Consider the following 20,422-nt stretch of genomic DNA (forward strand, 5'->3'; position numbering starts at 1 on the left):
CCGCGATCAGCCTTCTGCCGGCAGCGTAACGACGAAGCGCGCGCCCTTGATGTCGCCGGGCTTGGTGCCGGGGATGTTCTCGGCGGTCAGCGTGCCGCCATGGGCTTCGACGATCTGCCTGGATATCGACAGGCCAAGCCCCGAATTCTGGCCGAACGCCTCGCCGGCCGGGCGGTCGGTGTAGAAGCGCTCGAAGATGCGGTCGATGGCGTCGGCGCGGATTCCGGGGCCGTTGTCGTCGACGGTGACGATGTTGACCTTGCCCGAGCGTGCCAGGGAAATGGCGATATGGCCGTGGTCCTCCGGCACGAAGGAGCGGGCATTCTCGATCAGATTGGTGATGACCTGGCCGATCCTGAGATCATGGCCGGTGACGAAATAGCCTTTGACGCCTTGCGGCAGCTTGGCGGCCTTGAATTCGATCTCGACAGCCTTTTTGTTGCGCGTCGCTTCGCGCGACACGGCGACGAGATCGGTGATGAATTTCTTCAAATCGACCGTGGCGGCATCCTCACGCGCCAGTTCGGCGTCTAGGCGCGAGGCATCGGAAATGTCGGTGATCAGCCGGTCGAGACGCCGGACATCGTGCTGGATGATCTCCATCAGCCTGCCGCGTGAATTGTCGTTCTTGGCCAGCGGCAAGGTCTCCACCGCGCTGCGCAGCGACGTCAGCGGGTTCTTCAGCTCGTGCGAGACATCGGCGGCGAAGCTTTCGATCGCCTCGATGCGGGCATAGAGCGCATTGGTCATATCGCGCACCGCGACCGACAAATTGCCGATCTCGTCCTGGCGGTCGGAAAAGTCGGGGATCTCCTCGCGGCTCTTGACGCCGCGCCGCACCCGCACTGCCGCCGCCGATAGCCGGCGCAGCGGATTGGCGATGGTGGATGCGAGCAGCATCGACAGGATGGCGGTGACAAGGGCGGCGATGCCGAACACGCGCAAAATAGCCTTGCGTTCGGCGGCGACGATCTTGTCGATGTCGCCGCCTTCCGTCGACAGCATCAGCACGCCGAGAACGGCACGGAAGCGCTGGATCGGCACCGCCACCGAAACGATCTGCTCGCCCTGTTCGCTCACCCGCACGATCGTCGATGGACTGCCGGTCAGCGCCTTGACCACTTCCGGGAAGGCCGCACCGTTGCCGCCCGGCTGCTCATGGTAGACGGGCAGGTCCTTGTTGCGGAAGAAGTCGAAGACGAATTTCTGCACGCGCTCCAGCATATCCGGCTGCTCGTCCTCGACCGGCGGCAGGTCGTAGCGCAGGATTTGGCCGCGCGAATAGAGATGGCGCGAATCGAGCAGCAGATTGGCGTCGCGGTCATAGATGCGGGCCCGGGTGCGCGTCGGCGAAATCAGCCGCCGCAGCACCGGCGCGACGCGCTCGGGATTGATCGGGAAATCCAGATTGTCGAGCTGGTCGGAGCCCGGCCCCAGGCTTTCACCGGCCTGCAGTTCGAGCAGTTTTTCCGGATCGATGCTGATCGAATCGGTCTCGACCGTCGCCGACGCGGCAATGGCGCCGGCGATGATCTCGCCCTGCGTCATCAGGCTTTCGACGCGGGCGTCGATCAGCCCGTCGCGGAAGGTGTTGAGATAGAGGATGCCAGTGACCAGCACGGCGAGGCCGGCCAGGTTGAGGAACAGGATGCGCCGGGTCAGGCTGGAAAAGATGTGGTGGCCGAGGAAGCGGCGCATCGGCACCGTCAACCTCGACAGGAATGCGGGCAGAATCCGCGACCGCCTGACAGCGCTCGTCCGTCTGCTCCGCTGTACATCCACTACCATCGAATAGCAGCTCCCGCCTAGTCTTTGGTTTTATGCATGTCGTCGTCCCAAAAACCGCGACCACTTTTGGGCGACATGCATCAACTCAAGCTTCGCGGAACCGGTATCCGACTCCGTAAAGGGTTTCGATCATTTCGAAGTCGTCATCGACGGCCTTGAACTTCTTGCGCAGCCGCTTGATGTGGCTATCGATGGTGCGGTCGTCGACATAGACCTGCTCATCATAGGCGGAATCCATCAGCGCATCACGGCTTTTTACCACGCCTGGGCGCTGCGCCAACGAGTGCAGGATGAGAAATTCGGTGACCGTCAGCGTCACCGGCTCGCCCTTCCAGGTGCAGGTATGGCGTTCCTGGTCCATGACGAGCTGGCCGCGTTCCAGCGAACGGGCCTGCTGGCTGGGCGCCTTTGCCGCAGCTTCGCGGGCGCTGGCGCGGCGCAGCACGGCGCGCACCCGCTCGACCAGCAGGCGCTGCGAGAACGGTTTGCGGATGAAATCGTCGGCGCCCATCTTGAGGCCGAAAAGCTCATCGATCTCATCGTCCTTCGAGGTCAGGAAGATCACCGGCAGGTCGGACTTCTGCCGCATCCGGCGCAACAGCTCCATGCCGTCCATGCGCGGCATCTTGATGTCGAGGATGGCGAGATTCGGCGGCCGCGCCGCCAGGCCTTCCAGCGCCGACGCACCATCCGTGTAGGTCTCGACGCGATACCCCTCGGACTCGAGGGCGATCGACACCGATGTCAGAATGTTGCGGTCGTCATCGACAAGCGCGATTGTTGCCATTTCAAGCGGCTCCCTCATGAGCTGTCCCTTCTGTCTTAGAGAAGGGGCTTTTGCAGGACAAATTAGGTACAAAATGTGGCACAGGCTCCGTCCGCTGTCACGGAAGGGTTGCCGGTGACCCATCCCGCACCTCTATGCAGATTGGACGCCTGACCCTGGCCAATCCTTTGGGTAACCACTGTAATTTTTTGCATATATAAACGATTTAAACAACTTTCAATTTTTTTAAATCGATTAATGATTTGATATCATTTGGGTTTTCTGGTTCTGACCATCTTAGCCCACTTCGCGGGCCTGCCGGAAATACGACGGCAAAGTGCGGCGATTCCAGAAGAAGGGACCCTTGATGTCGGAAGTCGGCAAACGCAATTCTGCTTGCGCGATCGATCGTATCGGCCTGAAAACCACCGGCACGGTGCATTATAATTTTGGTGCGGCCGCCCTTTATGAGGCAGCGATCCGCCGTGGCGAGGCCCGGTTGACCGCCGGCGGCGCGCTGCTTGCCGAGACCGGCCAGCACACCGGCCGCTCGCCCAAGGACAAGTTTGTCGTCCGCGATGGCGCCACCGAGCCCCATGTCTGGTGGGACAACAACAAGGCGATTTCGGCGGGCCAGTTCGAAATGCTGCTCGCCGATTTCCTTGTCCACGCCGCGAATAGGGATCTCTATGTGCAGGACCTCGTCGGCGGCGCCGATGCCGAGCTGAAGCTGCCGACGCGGGTCATCACCGAATTCGCCTGGCACTCGCTGTTCATCCGCAATCTTTTGATCCGCCCGCAGGCCGCCGAACTCGAGGATTTCGTGCCGGAGATGACGATCATCGACCTGCCGTCCTTCCGCGCCGATCCGGCCCGCCACGGCAGCCGCACCGAAACGGTGATTGCGGTCGATCTCACCCGCAAGATCGTTCTGATCGGCGGCACCTCCTATGCCGGCGAGATGAAGAAGTCGGTGTTCACCATGCTGAACTATCTGCTGCCGGAAAAGGGCGTCATGCCCATGCACTGCTCGGCCAATGAGGGCCCGGCCGGCGACGCGGCGATCTTCTTCGGGCTTTCCGGGACGGGCAAGACGACGCTGTCGGCCGATCCGTCACGTACGCTCATCGGCGACGACGAGCACGGCTGGGGACCGCACGGCATCTTCAACTTCGAAGGCGGCTGCTACGCCAAGACGATCCGGCTGTCGGCCGAGGCCGAGCCGGAGATTTTCGCCACCACGCAGCGCTTCGGCACGGTGCTGGAAAATGTCGTGCTCGACGCCGACCGCGTGCCGGACTTCAACGACGGCCGGCTCACCGAAAACACGCGCTGCGCCTATCCGCTGGATTTCATCCCCAATGCCTCGAAGAGCGGACGGGCCAGCCACCCGAAAAACATCATCATGCTGACCGCCGATGCCTTCGGCATCATGCCGCCGATCGCACGGCTGACCCCGGCGCAGGCGATGTATCACTTCCTCTCCGGCTACACCGCCAAGGTGGCCGGCACCGAGAAGGGCGTTACCGAGCCGGAAGCGACCTTCTCGACCTGCTTCGGCGCCCCGTTCATGCCGCGCCACCCCAAGGAATACGGCAATCTGCTGCGTGAGCTGATCGCCCGCCACGGCGCCGATTGCTGGCTGGTCAACACCGGCTGGACCGGCGGCGCCTACGGCACCGGCAAGCGCATGCCGATCAAGGCGACGCGCGCCTTGCTGGCCGCAGCGCTTGACGGTTCGCTGAAGGCGTCCGGTTTCCGCACCGACGCCAATTTCGGCTTCGAGGTGCCGGTAGCTGTGCCTGGCGTCGAGAGCGCCATTCTCGACCCGCGTTCGACCTGGGCCGACAAGGCAGCCTATGACCGGCAGGCAGCGCGATTGGTCGGCATGTTCGCCGTCAACTTCGAGAAATTCGAGAGCCATGTCGATGCCGTCGTGCTCGGCGCAGCACCCCGCCTGCAGGAAGCTGCGGAATAGTCCAGGCATCTTCACCGAAGCATCCTTGAAAGGCGCGGTCTCGATCGGGCCTTTTCTTTTTTGGTCCGCCGCGCCATGACTGCGGCATGCCTATCGACGACATCATCATATCAGACGAAGCCGTAATCCATCCGGGCGACCTGCACGAGGATTTCATCCGCTCGTCGGGTCCCGGCGGCCAGAACGTCAACAAGGTGGCGACCGCCGTCCAATTGCGCTTCGACGCCGCCAATGCAGCTGGCCTGTCCGAACGCGTGCGCGCGCGCACGATCAAGCTCGCCGGCCAGCGCGCCACCAAGGACGGCGTCATCGTCATCGAGGCCGGCCGCTTCCGCACCCAGGAGCAGAACCGGGCCGATGCCCGGGCAAGGCTGACGGCGCTGGTCGCCAAGGCCGCGGAACCGCCGCCGCCGCCGCGCAAGAAGACCAGGCCGTCGAAAGGCTCGGTGGAGCGGCGGCTGCAAAGCAAGGCAGGGCGCGGCACGATCAAAAAGCTGCGCGGCCGGGTAGAGAACGACTAAGGACCGCGCCGACTGCGCATAAAGCGGCCTCCCCTGCCGCAGCCGCAAGGTTTCGCCATTGCCACAGAAAGGGAGGCCGACAACGGTGGCTTTCGGGTCGCCGTTTCTGATTGGCGGTGGCATGGTTTCAGTATCAACCGGAGGCGAAGTCATGCTCGTTCTGCCCAAAGGCGTCCGCCACTTGCCTGGTTATCTGTCCCGCGCGGCGCAGGAAGCGCTGGTGGAAGAGGTGAGGACCATTGTACAGCGGGCGCCGCTGTACGTGCCGGCGATGCCGCGGACCGGCAAGGAGATGAGCGTGCGCATGACCAATTGCGGCACGCTCGGCTGGGTCACCGACAAGGAGCTGGGCTATCGCTACCAGCCAACGCACCCACTCACCGGAGAGCCATGGCCGCCGATCCCAAACGCGCTGATGCAATTGTGGCAGGAGGTCGCCGCCTATCCGAATCCGCCGGAGGCCTGCCTGGTCAATTTCTATACGCAGGACGCCAAAATGGGTCTGCACCAGGATCGCGACGAAGCCGATTTCTCGGCCCCAGTGGTCTCGGTGTCACTTGGCGACGATTGCCTGTTCCGGGTCGGCCAAGTGACGGGCAGGGGGGCCACACGCGACGGCGGCACCAAATCGTTCCGCCTGAAAAGCGGCGACGTCGTCGTGCTCGGCGGCGAAGGCCGGCTCTGCTTCCACGGCGTCGACCGCATCTATCCGTCGACCTCGGCGCTGCTGAGGAATGGCGGCCGCATCAATCTGACGCTGCGGCGGGTCAATCCTTGACCTGGCGTGCCTCGGGGGTGGCCGTCTCAGTCGCTCGCGGCGACTTTTCCCGAGCCGTTGCGAAGGTAGACGCGGACGGTCCCGTCCTCAGCCTGAAGCCGATAGTTGCTCATGAAGCTGGCGAAATCGTTACGCGCCATCACGTGCGAGACCCATGATACATCCGCCTTCTGGACGATCATCAGCTCGGGCCTGGCGGTATTGAGCTCGCGGATCTTGGCGTCGAGGAAGTTGCGCTCCAGCGCGTCCAGCCGCGCCGCCTCGGCTATATCGCCTGCTTCGCGTTCCTGCTGCGCAAAGGCGGCGGCGAAGCCGCCAAGCCAGTCGCTGCAATAGGCCGATATCCACCGGCCCCCGGCCATTCGAGCGAGCGGGTGACCACTTTCGATGCCCGAGCCGATCAAGCCAACGCCGGGATGATCAGTAACGGCGCGAATGCCGGCGACGAAGTCCGCCTCCGGCTTCTGGGTGGATTGGAACGGCAGCCAGTTCCCCGCAACCACGGCGGCAAGCAGGGTTTTCTGGACCATTTCCGACCGCGCGGCATTGGGTGCCAAAGAGCGTTCGGCGAGACGGCACACGATCGCCGCCAGGATCAGAACCACCGCCGGATAGGCATGGTAGGCCCAGCCTTTGCCCTGGTAGACCAGCGGAACGAAGCCGGCGACCGATGCGATCGCCAGCACCACGACCAGCGGCGACAGCGCCCGGCCGCGACACAACAGCAGGAACAGGCAGATCGAGACCAGGTAGGTGCGGCCATAGCTGGCCAGCACCAGCGTGTATTGCTTGTAGCGCATATAAGTGTCGGCTAGGACCGGGTAGATGTCGCGCATGAACTCGGGATAGAGCCGGAGCACCGCTGCCAGATAGACGACGCAAGCGATGCCGATAACCCAGTATTCGATGGCAAACAGCGGCCGGATGCTGCGCCGGCGCCAGGCGACGTAAAGCGCCGGCGCGAGAATCATCACCGCATAATAGGGTTTCACCAGCACCATGACGCTGCCCGACAGGCCGGCCAGCGCGGCCAGCCACCATTGCGGTTCCGAAGGCCGGTCGCCGCCGGCGCGCCAGGCCATCAGCGCCAGCAGCGGCAGCAGCAGCGCGATCCCCTGGTTCTCCCGTTCGCTGAAACTGTTGCCGGGAAACACCACCAGCAGTGCCAGAAACGCCGGCACCAGCCTGTATAGGGCCGGATTTTCGACGAACCGGGCGCGATGCGCAATGAACCCGGCAAACCACAGGCCAAAAACGCACAATCCATAGCTGTAGGCATGGACGACGTATTCCGGCGCAACCCCGATCCGGTTGGCGACATACACCGCCGGCATATACAGCCAGACGCTGAACGGCGGATTGGTCTCGATCAGGTCGACATAGAGGCGATCGCCGGCCAGCATCCGTTCGCACAGCGTAATCAGCCAGCTGGTATCGGGAATGACCCCCCAGCGCATCTGCCAGAATGGCGCCGCTGCCACGACTGCCAGGCTCGCAATTAGAACCCACGTGGCCTGACGGTGTTGCCTGGCAACAGGCTGGCTGCTCGGCGCGTCGAGATCAGACAGGACGGTCATTGGTAACTGCCGCTCGCCTGGCGACCAACCGGACAGTCATGACTGCCTACGGTGCAACGCAGATAGACGGTGATCAGCGGCTCGGTATACAGCACACGATAGTCCCTCAAAGCGGCCGCAATCCTCTTGTCCTGCAGCATCAGGGCGTTCCAGGACGGACCGGCTTCCGGGCCCGACAGCACGACGTCGGGCTTCTTCGACGCTATCTCGATGGCATGTTCACCAATGAGCTGATCGCGGATGCCTTCCAGTTTCTCTCTTTGATCGGGATTGCCCGCGTCGCGAGCGAGCACGTCCGCATTCCACACCGCCCAGGCGGAAGACTGGCGCGCTATGAAACTGCCGCCAACGACCCTGGTGAGCGGATGCGCAACTTGCATCTGGCCGGCAATCGACACGATCGTTGGATTTTCGATCGTACCGCGAATCGCGGCGGCTGCCCGCACGATCGGTTCGCTGTCGGTGGTCAGCGCCGCATACTGCGCCCTGATCGTCACTTGCAGCACAAGCACGCAGCCGAACACCAGCGCTGCTTTGCGAATGCTGGCCGCACTCTGAAAGCCACCGAACCGCAAAAGCAGGACGCCAAATGCAATCGTGGCGACTACGACCATCGGAAGCGCATGGTTTGGCCAACCCTTGCCCATGATCAGAAAGGCTGGGACAAAGCCCAGCGCGCTCGCCAGCAAGATCTTCAAATCCCAGTGGATGGTTCGCATTCCGCCTGTCGCGATGACGGTTGCGACAGCCAGTAGCAGCACGATCTTCGGCCAATTCGCCAGATTGTCGATGAGCGTGGCATGCACAGGCAAATAGATTTCCCGTACGAAAGGCAGCACTTCGCTGAAATAGGCGCGATCGAACATCGCAACCGAAGCGACGTAGGTAATGACGATCGCAGCGCCGAGGAGATTTTCCGGGACGAAGAGCGGTTTCAGCGACCGTCTTTGAAAGGCAAGACACAGAGACGGCAGTATCAATGCCAGCGCAAAATACGGCGGCTTGACCATAACCACCACGCCCGCACCCAGCCCGGCCACGATGCGCTCCGTAAGCGAGCCGGCGATGAAGTCCGGCATGCGTTGTCGTGCGCACTGCAGCGCCAGCCAGGGAAGAAGGGCGATCAGCGCGAACTGCTCCCGCTGGCCGAATTGATCCGGCAGGAAACACAAGATCATGAACAGCGCGACCGCTACCGCCCAAAGTGCACGGGGCTGCCGGTAAATCGGGTCGGCACGGGCAAGGATTCGAGCGGACACGAACAGGCTGGCCGGACCCAGGACGGTGACACCAAGCGTCAGCCAGAGTTCCGCGCGCCCGCCGACAAGCTTCTCCAGAAGTATGAACGGCATGTAGAGCCAGACCGAGAATGGTGGATTGGTCTCCAGCATATCCGTGTTGAGCCGCTCGCCTCCGAGCAGGCGGTCACAGACGACCAGCAGCCATGAAACGTCGACATTGGTCGGTATAGCCACTGTCGAAAGCCAGACGGCGTACACGACGATCAGACCCATCAGCAGCAATGGACCCGCGCCGAGCCTTGCCAACCGTGAGGACAGGCTTTCGCCGGTCAGCGGCGAGATGACGAATTGCGAACTAGACATCGCGGAACACCCAGCGACCCAGGACGATATAGTTGACCACCGGCACCGCGACGCAGGTGAGCAGGATCGGGATCGAGACCGGGATTCCCAGCATCTGCGTGAGCAGTCCGGGTAAAACAATCGCGACGATGAGCCCGGATGCGGTGAGCAGGAGAAAGCGGGGCAGTTCCATGGCATGATTGCCGCCGGACATGAAGGTGAAATACTTGTGCCCGGTATAGGAGAACAGCGCGGCGATGGCGTAGGCGGCAACCGAGGCCAGCGCCGCCGGCAGAGGCCCGGCTCCCTGGCCTCGCGACAGAAAGAACGCGCAGACCGCATAGATCAGCGTCGAGCCTATGCCGATAAGCGCAAAGCGCGACATGCGGTGATAGGCTGGACACCTCGGCATGCTCTGTTCAAGCCGCCAATCGGCTTGAGACCGGAGCCGTATTCTCGTCGCCCTGTTTGCGAAACACAGCCAGCAGCGAGACGCCGAACGGCAAGGCAGCGCTGGGCACGATGCAGCGCTCGGCCGAAAACATTGCCCGCATCACCGCGTTGATCGGCCCGGGCGGCGTCGCATGGCCGGACGGTCGCGCCGGTTTGCGCATCCGGTCCGCCAGCCGCGCCAGCGCCGCGACCGGAAACAGCGCTGCATTGGTGTAGGTCAGCCGGTCTATCCGGTAACCTGCGGCCTCGATGCGGCCGCGCAGCAGGCGGCGCGAATAACGCCGCATGTGATGCAGGCCGACGTCATGCGTGCTCCACAGCCACTGATGCGCCGGAACCGTCAGCACCACCCGGCCGCCCGGTTTCAGCATGTGGCGGATCGCCTCCAGGGAGGCCTCGTCCTCGGCGACATGCTCCAGCACGTCGAACAGGCAGATGAGATCGAAGCTTGCCGGTGCGACCGGGATGTTGTCGGGCAGGTGACCGGGAAGAAAGTCGTGGCCGGTCTTCTCACGCGCGATCTGCCGCGCGAGATCGCTCATTTCGACTGCGCAGACCTTACCGAACTGTTCCAGCATGGCGATGTTGCCGCCGGTGCCGGCGCCGATCTCAAGTATTTTCGCGACCTGCGGCAGGTCAAGACCACGAATGACGGCTTCGGCAATGGCCCGGCGGCCGCAGAACCACCAGTGCTTGTCTTCGGTCGCTGCCATGTTGCGATAGGCGTCGAGTTCCATCAGTCGGTGCCCCCGAATGTGCGTCGCACGATGTAGATCGGGCGCTGTTTGATCTCGGCATAGACCCTGCCGAGATACTGCCCGACAATGCCGATGCCGAGCAGCTGGATGCCGCCGAGGAACAGCACGCTGACCAGCAGCGAAGCATAGCCGGGCACGTCGATACCGAAGATCATCGTCTTGGCGACGATCACCAAGCCGTACAGGAACGACAGCGCCGAGATGACAGCGCCGACATAGGTCCAGATCTCAAGCGGCGCGGTGGAGAAGCTGGTGATGCCCTCAAGCGCGAAGTTCCACAGCTTCCAGCCGGAGAATTTCGACTGCCCGGCGATGCGCTGGTCGCGGACATACTCGACCGTTGCGGTGCGGAACCCGACCCAGGCAAACAGGCCTTTCATGAAGCGGCGACGCTCCGGCAGCGAACGCAGCGCCTCGATCACCTGGCGGTCGATCAGCCGGAAGTCGCCGACATCGTGCGGAATCTTCTGCTGCGCGATCCAGTTGTGGACGCGGTAGAACATCGAGGCAGAGCGCTGCTTGACGAAACTGTCGCTCGACCTGTCGGTGCGCTTGGCCAGGACCACCTCGAAGCCTTCGCGCCATGTTTCGATCAGCAGCGGAATGACATGCGGCGGATCCTGCAGGTCGACGTCGATCGGGATGGCGGCATCGGCGTCGCAGCAATCGAGCCCGGCGGTCATCGCGGCTTCCTTGCCGAAATTGCGCGACAGGTCGATCACCTGGATGCGCGGATCGGCGCGCTGCGCCTCGATCAGCCGCTCCAGCGTGGCGTCCGTGCTGCCGTCATTGACGAAGATGAGCTCGAACGTTTCCTTCAGCGGGTCGATGCTTGCGCAGACCGCCTTGAGAAACGGAGCGATCGCGGCTTCCTCGTTGTGCACCGGCACGATCAGCGCAACGGTCGCCGTCCCGTCTTGCGGACGCGCGGGGGGGCCTGCTGCTGGCCGATAGATATGAAGGAATGGCGCGTTCATTGCCTGCCCAAGCCCGCGGATCACGCGCAACAATAGGCAAGTCTGGGTTAAGATGACTTTAAGTTATAGCCTTTGATTTCAACCAATAGGGCAGGATTTCACAGTTTCCTGAGCGCCACTTCCTCGACCAGATGATTGGCGCCCTTGCGCAGGATGAGGTCGGCCCGCGCTCGTGTCGGCACGATGTTCTCGCGCAGGTTTTTCAGGTTGATGTTGGCCCACAAGCCTTCCGCAATGGCGCGCGCGGCGTCTTCCGAAAGCTGCGAATAGCGGTGGAAGAAGGAGTCCGGATTGCGGAAGGCCGTCTCGCGCAGCCGCATGAAGCGGGCGATGTACCATTGGTGGATCAGCTTTTCGTCGGCGTCGATATAAATGGCGAAATCGAAGAAATCCGACAGGAACGGCACGATCTTGCCGTCCTTCGGCAATTTGCCGGGCTGCAGAACGTTGATGCCTTCGAAGATCAGAATGTCGGGCCGGTCGATGGTGACGAACTCGCCGGGAATGACGTCATAGGTCAAATGCGAATAGACGGGCGCGCGGACATTGCGCTGCGCCGACTTGATGCCCGAGAGGAAACGCAGCAGCGCACCGACATCGTAGCTGTCGGGAAAGCCCTTGCGCTCCATCAGATTGTCGCGTCGCAACACCTTGTTGGGCAACAGGAACCCGTCGGTAGTGATGAGATCGACCTTGGGGCTCGACGGCCAGCGCGCCAGAAGCTCCTTCAGCACGCGCGCCGTGGTCGATTTGCCGACCGCAACCGAACCGGCAATGCCGATGATGAACGGTGTCTTGACCACATCCAGCGCGTTGAAGAAGGCCTGGCGCTGGCGAAACAGCAACTGGCTGGCCTCGACATGCGCCGAAAGCAGCCGCGAGAGCGACAGATAGATGCGCTTGACTTCTTCCAGGTCGACCGGATCGTTCAGTGAGCGCAGACGGTTGATCTCGTCTTCGCCCAGCGTCATCGGCGTGTCGGCGCGGAAGTTCGACCATTGCTCGGCCGAGAAGAAACGATAGGGGGAATATTTCTCGGTCGGAGCGAGCTGGTCCATCGAGTTTCCTGCCCTCTAGAGCATGATGCCGAAAAGTGTGAAGCGGTTTTCGGGCGGCATCATGCTCCCTCTATCAATTTAGAGACGGATTCAGATATAAGGCCTCGGCCCGAAATCATCCGGCTCTAGCGGTCAGCCTTTCGGCCGGGATGCCTTTTCAGTGACGCCCGAACGGCCGGTGCGGCCCTCAAGCTCCTTCAGCACCTCGCCCAGCGAAACGCCGGCCATGCCAAGCACAACGAGCCAATGATATATGAGATCGGCACTTTCGGAAACGAGGGCTTTCTCGTCGCCCTTGACGGCGGCAATGACGGTCTCGACTGCCTCTTCACCAAGCTTCTGCGCCGCCTTGTCGATGCCTTTGGCGAACAGTTTTGCCGTCCACGAGTCCGGGTCGCCGGAACGGGCGCGTTCGCCAATGATCGTTTCCAGATCGGACAGCGAAAATTCAGCCATGACGCAGTCTACAGCCTTTGTGGAGTGGATTGAACCGGATAGTCCAGCCGCATCGGCAGCCCGGCCTCGGCCATATGCGCCTTGGCTTCCGTAATCGTGTAAGTGCCGAAATGGAAGATCGAGGCGGCGAGCACGGCGCCGGCATGGCCGTCGCGAATGCCCTCGACCAGATGATCGAGCGTGCCGACGCCGCCCGACGCGATCACCGGCGCGCGCACCGCATCCGCTATCGCGCGGGTCAGCGCAATGTCGTAACCGGCCTTGGTGCCGTCACGGTCCATCGAGGTCAAAAGAATCTCGCCGGCGCCGCGATCGACCATTTTTCGCGCAAACTCGACCGCATCGATGCCGGTCTTTTCACGGCCGCCATGGGTGAAGATCTCCCAGCGGCCGGGCTCTTTCGGCGCCGACACCCTCTTGGCGTCGATGGCGACGACAATACACTGGTTGCCGAACTTGTCGGCGGCTTCGGCGACGAAATCGGGATTCTTCACCGCCGCAGTGTTGATCGACACCTTGTCGGCGCCGGCCAGCAACAGTTTGCGAATATCGGCCACCTGGCGCACGCCGCCGCCGACGGTCAGCGGCATGAAGCATTGTTCGGCGGTGCGGGCGACGACGTCGAAGATGGTTTCACGGTTGTCGGACGACGCGGTGATATCGAGAAAGCAAAGCTCGTCTGCGCCGGCCGCGTCATAGGCTTTGGCCGCCTCGACCGGATCACCGGCATCGATGAGGTCGACGAAATTGACCCCCTTGACGACGCGGCCGTTCTTGACGTCGAGGCAAGGGATGACTCGGGCCTTCAGCATCAGCCCTTCTCCATCGTCGCCAGCAACTCGCTGAGCAGTTCGCCGACCAGCGGCGGAACCTCGGCCTGCGCATCGAACGCCGGATCGTAGGCGGAAATGGTGATGCCGGAAATCGGCAGCAGGCCGGCCATGCCGCAGACAGCCTGGCGCAGCTGTTTCGGCTCCGGGCCGCCGGGCGTGGTGTAGCGGTTGGCCTGCAGCGCCCCGGGGTCGTGCACGTCGAGATCGAGATGCAGGTGCACCCGCTTCGCGTCCGGCGCCTTCAGCCTGGTGCTCGCCGTCGCCCAGTCCGGGCATTCGGTGCGGATGACCGGCAAAGTCTTCAACAGCTCTGTTTCGGCCGGATCGAGATCGCGCGCGTTGACCAGCACGCAGCGCGCCGGATCGATCGGCTTGAAGCCGGGGATGGCCGAGGCCATCGGCTTCCAGCACAGGCCGAGAACCGTGGCCAGCGCCATGCCGTCGAGAAAGCCGAAGATGGACGTCTCCGGCGTGTTGAGATCGCCATGCTGGTCGGCCCAGATGATCGCATCGGCATCCTCGCCGGCAACCGCACCGGCCGATGTCAGACAATTGCCGGCCAGCACGATGGGAAGCCGGCCGCGGTCTATGGCGATGCGGACCTCGCCGGAGACGGCGCCGCACACGGCAAAGCCGGTGGCGATCTCGCGCTGCTGTTCGTCGCCAACCCTGCCGATATCGGTGACGACGACGTCATGCCCGGAGAGCGTCAGCGCGTCGACCAGCCCGCCGGCGACGAGTGCATCCGGGCCTCGGCCCATGCCGCCGTGATAGTGGCCGCTGTCATAGGAGGCCAGGATGATGGAGATCTTCAAGATCGGGCCTCCATCGCCTTGCCCTGCAGCACCGCAAGCGCCTCGGCCGGATCGATGCGCCCGTCATAGAGCGCGCGGCCGGAGATGGCGCCTTCGAGTTTCTTCGCGTCGGGCATGGTCATGCGCACGATGTCGGCGATCGAAGCCAGCCCGCCCGAGGCGATGACCGGGATCGACACCGCGTCGGCGAGATCGATCGTGGCATCCCAGTTGATGCCGGTCAGAACGCCGTCGCGGTCGATATCGGTGTAGATGATGGCGGCAACGCCGGCGCCTTCGAATTTCCGCGCCAGTTCGATGACGCCGAGGCTGGAGGCCTCGGCCCAGCCTTCGACCGCCACCTTACCGCCCTTAGCATCGATGCCCACGGCGATCTTTCCAGGAAATTCCTTGCAGGCTTCCCGGACCAGGTCGGGATCGCGCACCGCCACCGTGCCGAGGATGACGCGGGCCAGCCCGCGGTCGAGCCAGTCCTCGATCTGCGCCAGCGTGCGGATGCCGCCGCCGAGCTGCACCGGGTTTTTCGTCGCCTTGAGGATGGCGCCGACCGCCGCGCTGTTGACGCTCTGGCCCTTGAAGGCGCCGTTGAGGTCGACGACATGCAGCCATTCAAACCCTTGCTCTTCGAAGGCCTTGGCCTGGGCCGCAGGGTCGTCATTGTAGATGGTCGCGGTCGCCATATCGCCGTGCTTCAGCCGCACGCACTTGCCGTCCTTGAGGTCGATGGCCGGAAACAGGATCACCGTTCAGACCCCTTCCACAATGGCGAAATGCGAGGTCGAATAAGCGCGCCGGAATTTCAGCGCTGCCTGGTATTCGGGGGAATGGAAGCAAGCCAGCGCGACCTCGTAGCTTTCGAACTCGACGATCACATGGCGATTGCCGGATGGCCCTTCCGGGCTTGACGACTGACCGCCTCGCGTCAGGAATTTCGCGCCGTATTTGTCGAACGCCGCTTTGTTGGCGGCGATGTATTTCGGATAGTTTTCCGGATCGGTCACATCGACCATCGCCATCCAGTAGCCCTTCTTGCTCATCTCAAGGCCTCCAGCGCAGGAAGTTGGTGATCAGTGCCAAGCCGAGCGCCTGGCTCTTTTCCGGATGGAATTGCGTGCCGGCAAGGTTACCGCGCGCGACCGCCGCCGTTACCGGGCCGCCATAATCGGCGACGGCCAGCACTTCGTTCGGCCTTGTCGCGTCGAGATGGTAGGAATGAACGAAATAGGCGTGCAGACCCTTGGGTCCGGTCGCAATACCCGAAAACAGCGGGTGCTTGCGCTCCAGATCGATGGTGTTCCAGCCGATTTGCGGGATCTTCAGTGCCGGATCGGCGGGCGTGATCTCCTTGACGTCGCCGGCAATCCAGCCGAAGCCCTTGGTCACGGTCTTTTCCAGGCCGCGCTCCGACATCAGCTGCATGCCGACGCAGATGCCGAGGAACGGCCGCGCCTTGGCGATCGCTACCTCTTCCACCGCTTCCCACATGCCGGCGACGCCGCGCAGGCCCGCCGCGCAATCGGCATAGGCGCCGACGCCGGGCAAAACGATGCGGTCGGCGCTGCGCACACGCTCGGCATCGGCGGTCAGCTCGATGGCAGCCGCAATGCCGGCTTCATGCGCGGCGCGCTCGAAGGCCTTGGTGGCCGAGCGCAGATTGCCCGACCCGTAATCGATGATCGCGACCCGCATCTCAGGCTTTTCCCGGCGTATGGCTCAGGCCCAGCGTCAGCCCGGTCTGCGCCGGCCGGGCCAGGCTGGCGTCCGGCACGATGCGCGGCAGCGGCGCCGGCTCATCGGCAAGCGCCTCGGCGTCCAGTGACTGGCGGATGTCGGCATCGTCAGGATTGTCGGCTTCGACGACGCCCCATTCATGCCAGCCGCGGCGGCGCAGCGCTGCGAGCCGCAACCCTTGGCCTTCCAGCCCGATATAGAGCGAGACCAGTAAAGACAGTGCGGAGCCGGCCCAGTCCAGTCCCAGCCATTGGCCGAGCACCGAGATGAGCCCCATGGCGACGAAGGCGAGCGCGGCCTCGATCCAAAGCCGGTGCCAGGCGAGCCACAGCGGCGCCACCAGGAAAGCCAGCCAGGAAAAACCGTCGCGGACAAAAATGGTTGCGTCGGCCGCCTCGGTGCGGCCTGGCGGTTCCATCACGACATAGATGGCCATCAGCCTACCCTTTCAGAGATCCCTTGGTGGAGGGAACCGCTTCCGGCTGGCGCGGGTCGCGCTCCAGTGCGAAACGCAGCGCGCGCGCCACCGCCTTGAAGCAGGTCTCGGCAATATGGTGATTGTTGGCGCCATAATGGTTGGTGACATGCAGCGTGATGCCGGCATTCTGCGCCAGCGCCTGGAAGAATTCACGCACCAGTTCGGTGTCGAACGTGCCGATCTTGGGCGACGAGAAGGCGACATTCCAGACCAGGAACGGACGGCCCGACACGTCGATCGCGGCCCGCGTCAGCGTCTCGTCCATGGCAAGGTCGACAGAGGCGTAGCGCATGATGCCGCGCCGCTCGCCCAGCGCCTTGGCCAGCGCCTGGCCGATCGCAATGCCGGTGTCCTCGACCGTGTGGTGGTCGTCAATGTGCAGGTCGCCCTTGGCCTTCACCGTGATGTCGATCAGCGAGTGGCGCGACAGCTGGTCCAGCATGTGGTCGAAGAAGCCGACGCCGCTCGACATGTCGGATTTTCCGGTGCCGTCGACATGGACCGAGACGCTGATCTCAGTCTCCTTGGTCTTGCGGCTGACTTCGGCGGAACGGGACGCCATGACCTTGTCCTTGGCTGAGGGGTTCGAAACTCAAGACGGGGTTCCAAGCTGTCATTTGCTTGAAAACGAAAGCCTTCTAGCAGCATGATCCGGCGATTGCCAGTTGCGATGCGGACAGCCACCGGCCATGGCGTACGCCGTTTGCAATCACCCGCCCCATGCATACATATGGCCGATCGAAATCACTCGTACCGCGCGCCAATCGCCTTATCGGGATCGCGCGAATCGGAGCTAAAAATGTCGAATGAACTGAGCATGCACGCCACGACCATCGTGACGGTGCGCAAGGGCAACAAGGTGGTGATCGCCGGCGACGGCCAGGTCAGCCTTGGCCAGACCATCATGAAAGGCAACGCCAAAAAGGTGCGCCGCATCGGCAAAGGCGGCAATGTCATTGCCGGTTTCGCAGGCGCCACGGCGGACGCCTTCACCCTTTTGGAGCGGCTGGAAGCCAAGCTCGAACAATATCCCGACCAGTTGACGCGCGCCTGCGTCGAGCTCGCCAAGGACTGGCGCACCGACCGTTATCTGCGCCGGCTGGAAGCGATGATGCTGGTGGCCGACAAGTCGGTTTCGCTGGCGCTCACCGGCACCGGCGACGTGCTGGAGCCCGAATTCGGCGTCATGGCCATCGGTTCCGGCGGCAATTATGCGCTGGCCGCTGCCCGCGCGCTGATGGACAGCGACAAGGATGCCGAGGAGATCGCCCGCAAGGCGATGCAGATCGCCTCCGACATTTGCGTCTACACCAACAACAACTTCGTTGTCGAAACGCTCGATGCCGGCTAACCCGCCGGTGCTCTATGATTTTCGACCGGTTACCGAAAAAGACCTGCCGATGATCGCCGGCTGGCTGGCCGAGCCGCATGTCGCCGAATGGTGGGACGATCCGGAGACGGAAATCGCCGAAATCCGGGAGCACATTGACTCTATTTCTGTAGAGCCGCTGATCGTCGAGCTCGACGGCAGGCCGATCGCCTATCTGCAGAGCTACGATCCGCATCTGGAAGAGGACCATCCCTATGCCGACCAGCCGTTCGGCACGCTCGGCATCGACCTGTCGATCGGCGTGCCTGACCTGGTTGGCAAAGGTCATGGCTCGGCGATCGTCAGGCAATTCGTCGAGCAACTGTTCGAGGAAGGCGCGCCGCACGTCATAATCGATCCGCATCCCGGCAATGGCCGTGCCATCCGCGCCTATGAAAAGGCCGGATTCCGCGTCATTGATCGCAGGCACTCTAGATATGGCGACGCGGTGCTGATGGCTGTCGATGGCAAAGAGAGCGACGTGGAAGAAGGGGAATGAGTTGATGGCGACACCGGGCACTGCCAAAAATTACTCGGCCTACGAAGACAGCTGGCGGATGGGGCTTCTGCTCGTGCTCGCTCTGCTCATCTTCCAGGCCGGCGCGCTTTACGGCATTGGCCGCACGCCGATCTGCACCTGCGGTTACGTCAAACTCTGGCACGGTGTGGTGAACAGTTCGGAGAATTCCCAGCATATTTCCGACTGGTACACCTTCTCGCACATCATCCACGGCTTCCTGTTCTACGCCTTGGCCTGGTTCCTGTTCCCGCGCTCGCCAATCGGTCTGCGCCTGGCTTTCGCCGTCGTCATCGAGGGCGGCTGGGAACTCCTGGAAAACAGCCCGTTCATCATCGAACGCTACCGCGCCGGCACCATTTCGCTGGATTACTATGGCGATAGCATCATCAATTCGGTGTCCGACACGCTGGCCATGGTGCTGGGGTTTGTGATGGCCAGAAAGCTACCTATATGGAGCATCGTCGGCCTCGCCCTCATCTTCGAACTGGGTGTCGGCTACCTCATCCGGGACAATCTGACGCTCAACGTGATCATGCTGCTGCATCCGTTCGAGTCCATCAAGCAGTGGCAAAGTGGAATTCAGTGATATGACCACCTTCTCTCCCCGTGAAATCGTTTCGGAACTCGACCGCTTCATCATCGGCCAGAAGGACGCCAAGCGCGCCGTGGCCATTGCCTTGCGCAACCGCTGGCGCCGCCAGCAGCTGGAAGGCCAGATGCGCGAAGAGGTGATGCCGAAGAACATCCTGATGATCGGCCCGACCGGCGTCGGCAAGACCGAGATCTCGCGCCGCCTGGCGCGACTCGCCGGTGCGCCTTTCGTCAAGGTCGAGGCCACCAAGTTCACCGAAGTCGGCTATGTCGGCCGCGATGTCGAGCAGATCATCCGCGACCTGGTCGAGATCGCCATCGGCCTGGTGCGCGAGAAGATGCGCGAGGACGTGAAGGCGCGCGCGCACCTCAATGCCGAGGAGCGCGTGCTGGAAGCCCTGGTCGGCAAGACGGCGAGCCCGGCGACCCGCGATTCCTTCCGCAAGAAGCTGCGCGACGGCGAGCTCGACGACAAGGAGATCGAGATCGAGGTTGCCGACACCGGCACCGGCGGCATGCCCGGCTTCGAGATCCCCGGCATGCCGGGCGCTAATATCGGCGTGCTCAACATCAACGACATGCTGTCGAAGGCGATGGGTGGCAAGAAGACCAAGGCGCGCAAGACGACGGTCAAGGAATCCTACGCGCTGCTGGTCAACGACGAGTCCGACAAGCTGCTCGACCAGGACGAGGTGGTGCGCCGGGCGCTCGACGCGACCGAAAATGACGGCATCGTCTTCCTCGACGAGATCGACAAGATCGCCTCGCGCGAAGGCGGCATGGGCGCCGGCGTCTCGCGCGAAGGCGTGCAGCGCGACCTGCTGCCGCTGATCGAAGGCACGACGGTGGCGACCAAATACGGACCGTTGAAGACCGACCACATACTGTTCATCGCCTCGGGCGCCTTCCATGTCTCGAAGCCCTCCGACCTGTTGCCTGAATTGCAGGGCCGCCTGCCGATCCGTGTCGAGTTGCGGGCGCTGGAGAAGGACGATTTCATTCGCATCCTCACCGAGACCGAGGCCAGCCTCATCAAGCAGTATATCGCGCTGATGAAGACCGAAGGCGTCGACCTCACCTTCACCGACGATGCCATCGATTCGCTGGCCGGCATCGCTGTCGACCTCAACGCCAGTGTCGAAAACATCGGAGCGAGACGCCTGCAGACGGTGATGGAGCGCGTGCTGGACGAGATCTCCTACGACGCGCCCGACCGCAACGGCACCAGCGTCGCCATCGATGCCGCCTATGTGGAAAAGCATGTCGGCGACCTCTCGCGAAACACAGATTTGTCGCGATTCATCCTTTAAACGAGGGCGCCGGTTCATCCGGCGCCGGTATTAGAGCGCCGCGCGTCCTTTGGACGCGCAAAGGTCGCTCTAACAGTATTGA

At 62.9% G+C, this 20,422-nt stretch carries 23 protein-coding genes; 7 read left to right on the forward strand and 16 right to left on the reverse strand.

Translation table 11 applies throughout. The features are described from left to right. Nucleotides 1–6 precede the first annotated feature (6 nt). Both NKH54_RS21645 and NKH54_RS21650 read right to left on the reverse strand, forming a co-directional pair. Entirely contained in the window at nt 7–1,788 is a 1,782-nt protein-coding gene (locus NKH54_RS21645; RefSeq protein ID WP_353028843.1) for a sensor histidine kinase, read from the reverse strand. 85 nt (nt 1,789–1,873) lie between these two features. Then, on the reverse strand, nt 1,874–2,575 hold the full coding sequence (locus NKH54_RS21650; protein WP_010912942.1) for a response regulator transcription factor: 702 nt from the start codon (nt 2,573–2,575) through the stop codon (nt 1,874–1,876). Between the two features lie 346 nt (nt 2,576–2,921). Between NKH54_RS21650 and NKH54_RS21655 the strand changes: the two genes are divergently transcribed. The 3 genes from NKH54_RS21655 (at nt 2,922) to NKH54_RS21665 (ending at nt 5,831) form a co-directional block, all read left to right on the forward strand. Continuing rightward, complete coding sequence (locus tag NKH54_RS21655; protein ID WP_353028844.1) at nt 2,922–4,532, forward strand: phosphoenolpyruvate carboxykinase; 1,611 nt, start codon at nt 2,922–2,924, stop codon at nt 4,530–4,532. 86 nt (nt 4,533–4,618) lie between these two features. Then, on the forward strand, nt 4,619–5,053 hold the full coding sequence (gene arfB, locus NKH54_RS21660; RefSeq protein WP_023672309.1) for an alternative ribosome rescue aminoacyl-tRNA hydrolase ArfB: 435 nt from the start codon (nt 4,619–4,621) through the stop codon (nt 5,051–5,053). A 151-nt stretch (nt 5,054–5,204) separates the two neighbouring features. Next, nucleotides 5,205–5,831, forward strand: coding sequence for an alpha-ketoglutarate-dependent dioxygenase AlkB family protein (locus NKH54_RS21665; RefSeq protein WP_353028845.1), 627 nt, complete (start codon nt 5,205–5,207; stop codon nt 5,829–5,831). Between the two features lie 26 nt (nt 5,832–5,857). Here NKH54_RS21665 and NKH54_RS21670 read toward each other — a convergent pair whose 3' ends face one another. From NKH54_RS21670 to hisB, 14 genes are all read right to left on the reverse strand, one after another. Continuing rightward, nucleotides 5,858–7,408 carry a hypothetical protein gene (locus NKH54_RS21670; protein ID WP_353028846.1) on the reverse strand — a complete coding sequence of 517 codons (1,551 nt, stop codon included), beginning with the start codon at nt 7,406–7,408 and terminating at the stop codon, nt 5,858–5,860. Next, a complete protein-coding gene (locus NKH54_RS21675) occupies nt 7,405–8,922 on the reverse strand; it encodes a hypothetical protein (RefSeq protein ID WP_353028863.1) in 1,518 nt (505 codons plus the stop codon). The genes NKH54_RS21670 and NKH54_RS21675 overlap by 4 nt, the downstream gene beginning before the upstream one ends. Nucleotides 8,923–9,004: 82 nt before the next feature. Then, entirely contained in the window at nt 9,005–9,403 is a 399-nt protein-coding gene (locus NKH54_RS21680; RefSeq protein ID WP_353028847.1) for a GtrA family protein, read from the reverse strand. A gap of 7 nt (nt 9,404–9,410) precedes the next feature. Further along, nucleotides 9,411–10,181 (reverse strand): class I SAM-dependent methyltransferase, encoded by a 771-nt coding sequence (locus NKH54_RS21685; protein ID WP_353028848.1) that lies wholly within the window; start codon nt 10,179–10,181, stop codon nt 9,411–9,413. Beyond that, nucleotides 10,181–11,179 carry a glycosyltransferase family 2 protein gene (locus NKH54_RS21690; protein ID WP_353028849.1) on the reverse strand — a complete coding sequence of 333 codons (999 nt, stop codon included), beginning with the start codon at nt 11,177–11,179 and terminating at the stop codon, nt 10,181–10,183. Before NKH54_RS21690 ends, NKH54_RS21685 begins: the two co-directional genes overlap by 1 nt. Before the next feature lie 98 nt (nt 11,180–11,277). Next, nucleotides 11,278–12,237, reverse strand: a complete 960-nt coding sequence (gene coaA / locus NKH54_RS21695) for a type I pantothenate kinase (RefSeq protein WP_023672313.1) — start codon at nt 12,235–12,237, stop codon at nt 11,278–11,280. Nucleotides 12,238–12,369: 132 nt separating this feature from the next. Further along, on the reverse strand, nt 12,370–12,693 hold the full coding sequence (locus tag NKH54_RS21700; protein ID WP_023681408.1) for a phosphoribosyl-ATP diphosphatase: 324 nt from the start codon (nt 12,691–12,693) through the stop codon (nt 12,370–12,372). Between the two features lie 8 nt (nt 12,694–12,701). Continuing rightward, nucleotides 12,702–13,508 (reverse strand): imidazole glycerol phosphate synthase subunit HisF, encoded by an 807-nt coding sequence (hisF, locus tag NKH54_RS21705; protein WP_353028864.1) that lies wholly within the window; start codon nt 13,506–13,508, stop codon nt 12,702–12,704. Next, complete coding sequence (locus tag NKH54_RS21710) at nt 13,505–14,341, reverse strand: arginase family protein (protein WP_023741283.1); 837 nt, start codon at nt 14,339–14,341, stop codon at nt 13,505–13,507. The genes hisF and NKH54_RS21710 overlap by 4 nt, the downstream gene beginning before the upstream one ends. Beyond that, nucleotides 14,338–15,084 carry a 1-(5-phosphoribosyl)-5-[(5-phosphoribosylamino)methylideneamino]imidazole-4-carboxamide isomerase gene (gene hisA, locus NKH54_RS21715; protein ID WP_353028850.1) on the reverse strand — a complete coding sequence of 249 codons (747 nt, stop codon included), beginning with the start codon at nt 15,082–15,084 and terminating at the stop codon, nt 14,338–14,340. The genes NKH54_RS21710 and hisA overlap by 4 nt, the downstream gene beginning before the upstream one ends. A gap of 3 nt (nt 15,085–15,087) precedes the next feature. After that, the gene (locus NKH54_RS21720; RefSeq protein ID WP_023672318.1) at nt 15,088–15,378 is read right to left on the reverse strand and encodes a DUF1330 domain-containing protein; all 291 of its coding nucleotides are present in this window, start codon (nt 15,376–15,378) and stop codon (nt 15,088–15,090) included. 1 nt (nt 15,379) lies between these two features. After that, nucleotides 15,380–16,030 carry an imidazole glycerol phosphate synthase subunit HisH gene (gene hisH, locus NKH54_RS21725; RefSeq protein WP_353028851.1) on the reverse strand — a complete coding sequence of 217 codons (651 nt, stop codon included), beginning with the start codon at nt 16,028–16,030 and terminating at the stop codon, nt 15,380–15,382. 1 nt (nt 16,031) lies between these two features. Then, nucleotides 16,032–16,508, reverse strand: coding sequence for a DUF2628 domain-containing protein (locus tag NKH54_RS21730; RefSeq protein ID WP_353028852.1), 477 nt, complete (start codon nt 16,506–16,508; stop codon nt 16,032–16,034). Nucleotides 16,509–16,512: 4 nt separating this feature from the next. Beyond that, nucleotides 16,513–17,112, reverse strand: coding sequence for an imidazoleglycerol-phosphate dehydratase HisB (gene hisB / locus NKH54_RS21735; protein WP_023672321.1), 600 nt, complete (start codon nt 17,110–17,112; stop codon nt 16,513–16,515). A gap of 237 nt (nt 17,113–17,349) precedes the next feature. Here hisB and hslV point away from each other — a divergent pair, with 237 nt between their 5' ends. The 4 genes from hslV to hslU are packed head-to-tail and all read left to right on the forward strand — an operon-like array spanning nt 17,350 to nt 20,340. Further along, on the forward strand, nt 17,350–17,901 hold the full coding sequence (gene hslV, locus NKH54_RS21740) for an ATP-dependent protease subunit HslV (RefSeq protein WP_023672322.1): 552 nt from the start codon (nt 17,350–17,352) through the stop codon (nt 17,899–17,901). After that, a complete protein-coding gene (locus NKH54_RS21745) occupies nt 17,891–18,418 on the forward strand; it encodes a GNAT family N-acetyltransferase (RefSeq protein ID WP_353028853.1) in 528 nt (175 codons plus the stop codon). Before hslV ends, NKH54_RS21745 begins: the two co-directional genes overlap by 11 nt. 4 nt (nt 18,419–18,422) lie before the next feature. After that, nucleotides 18,423–19,025 (forward strand): DUF2585 domain-containing protein, encoded by a 603-nt coding sequence (locus NKH54_RS21750; protein WP_353028854.1) that lies wholly within the window; start codon nt 18,423–18,425, stop codon nt 19,023–19,025. A 1-nt stretch (nt 19,026) separates the two neighbouring features. Beyond that, nucleotides 19,027–20,340 (forward strand): ATP-dependent protease ATPase subunit HslU, encoded by a 1,314-nt coding sequence (gene hslU, locus NKH54_RS21755; RefSeq protein ID WP_023672325.1) that lies wholly within the window; start codon nt 19,027–19,029, stop codon nt 20,338–20,340. Nucleotides 20,341–20,422 lie beyond the last annotated feature (82 nt).

Source organism: Mesorhizobium sp. M1004 (assembly GCF_040318795.1).
Taxonomy (GTDB): domain Bacteria; phylum Pseudomonadota; class Alphaproteobacteria; order Rhizobiales; family Rhizobiaceae; genus Mesorhizobium.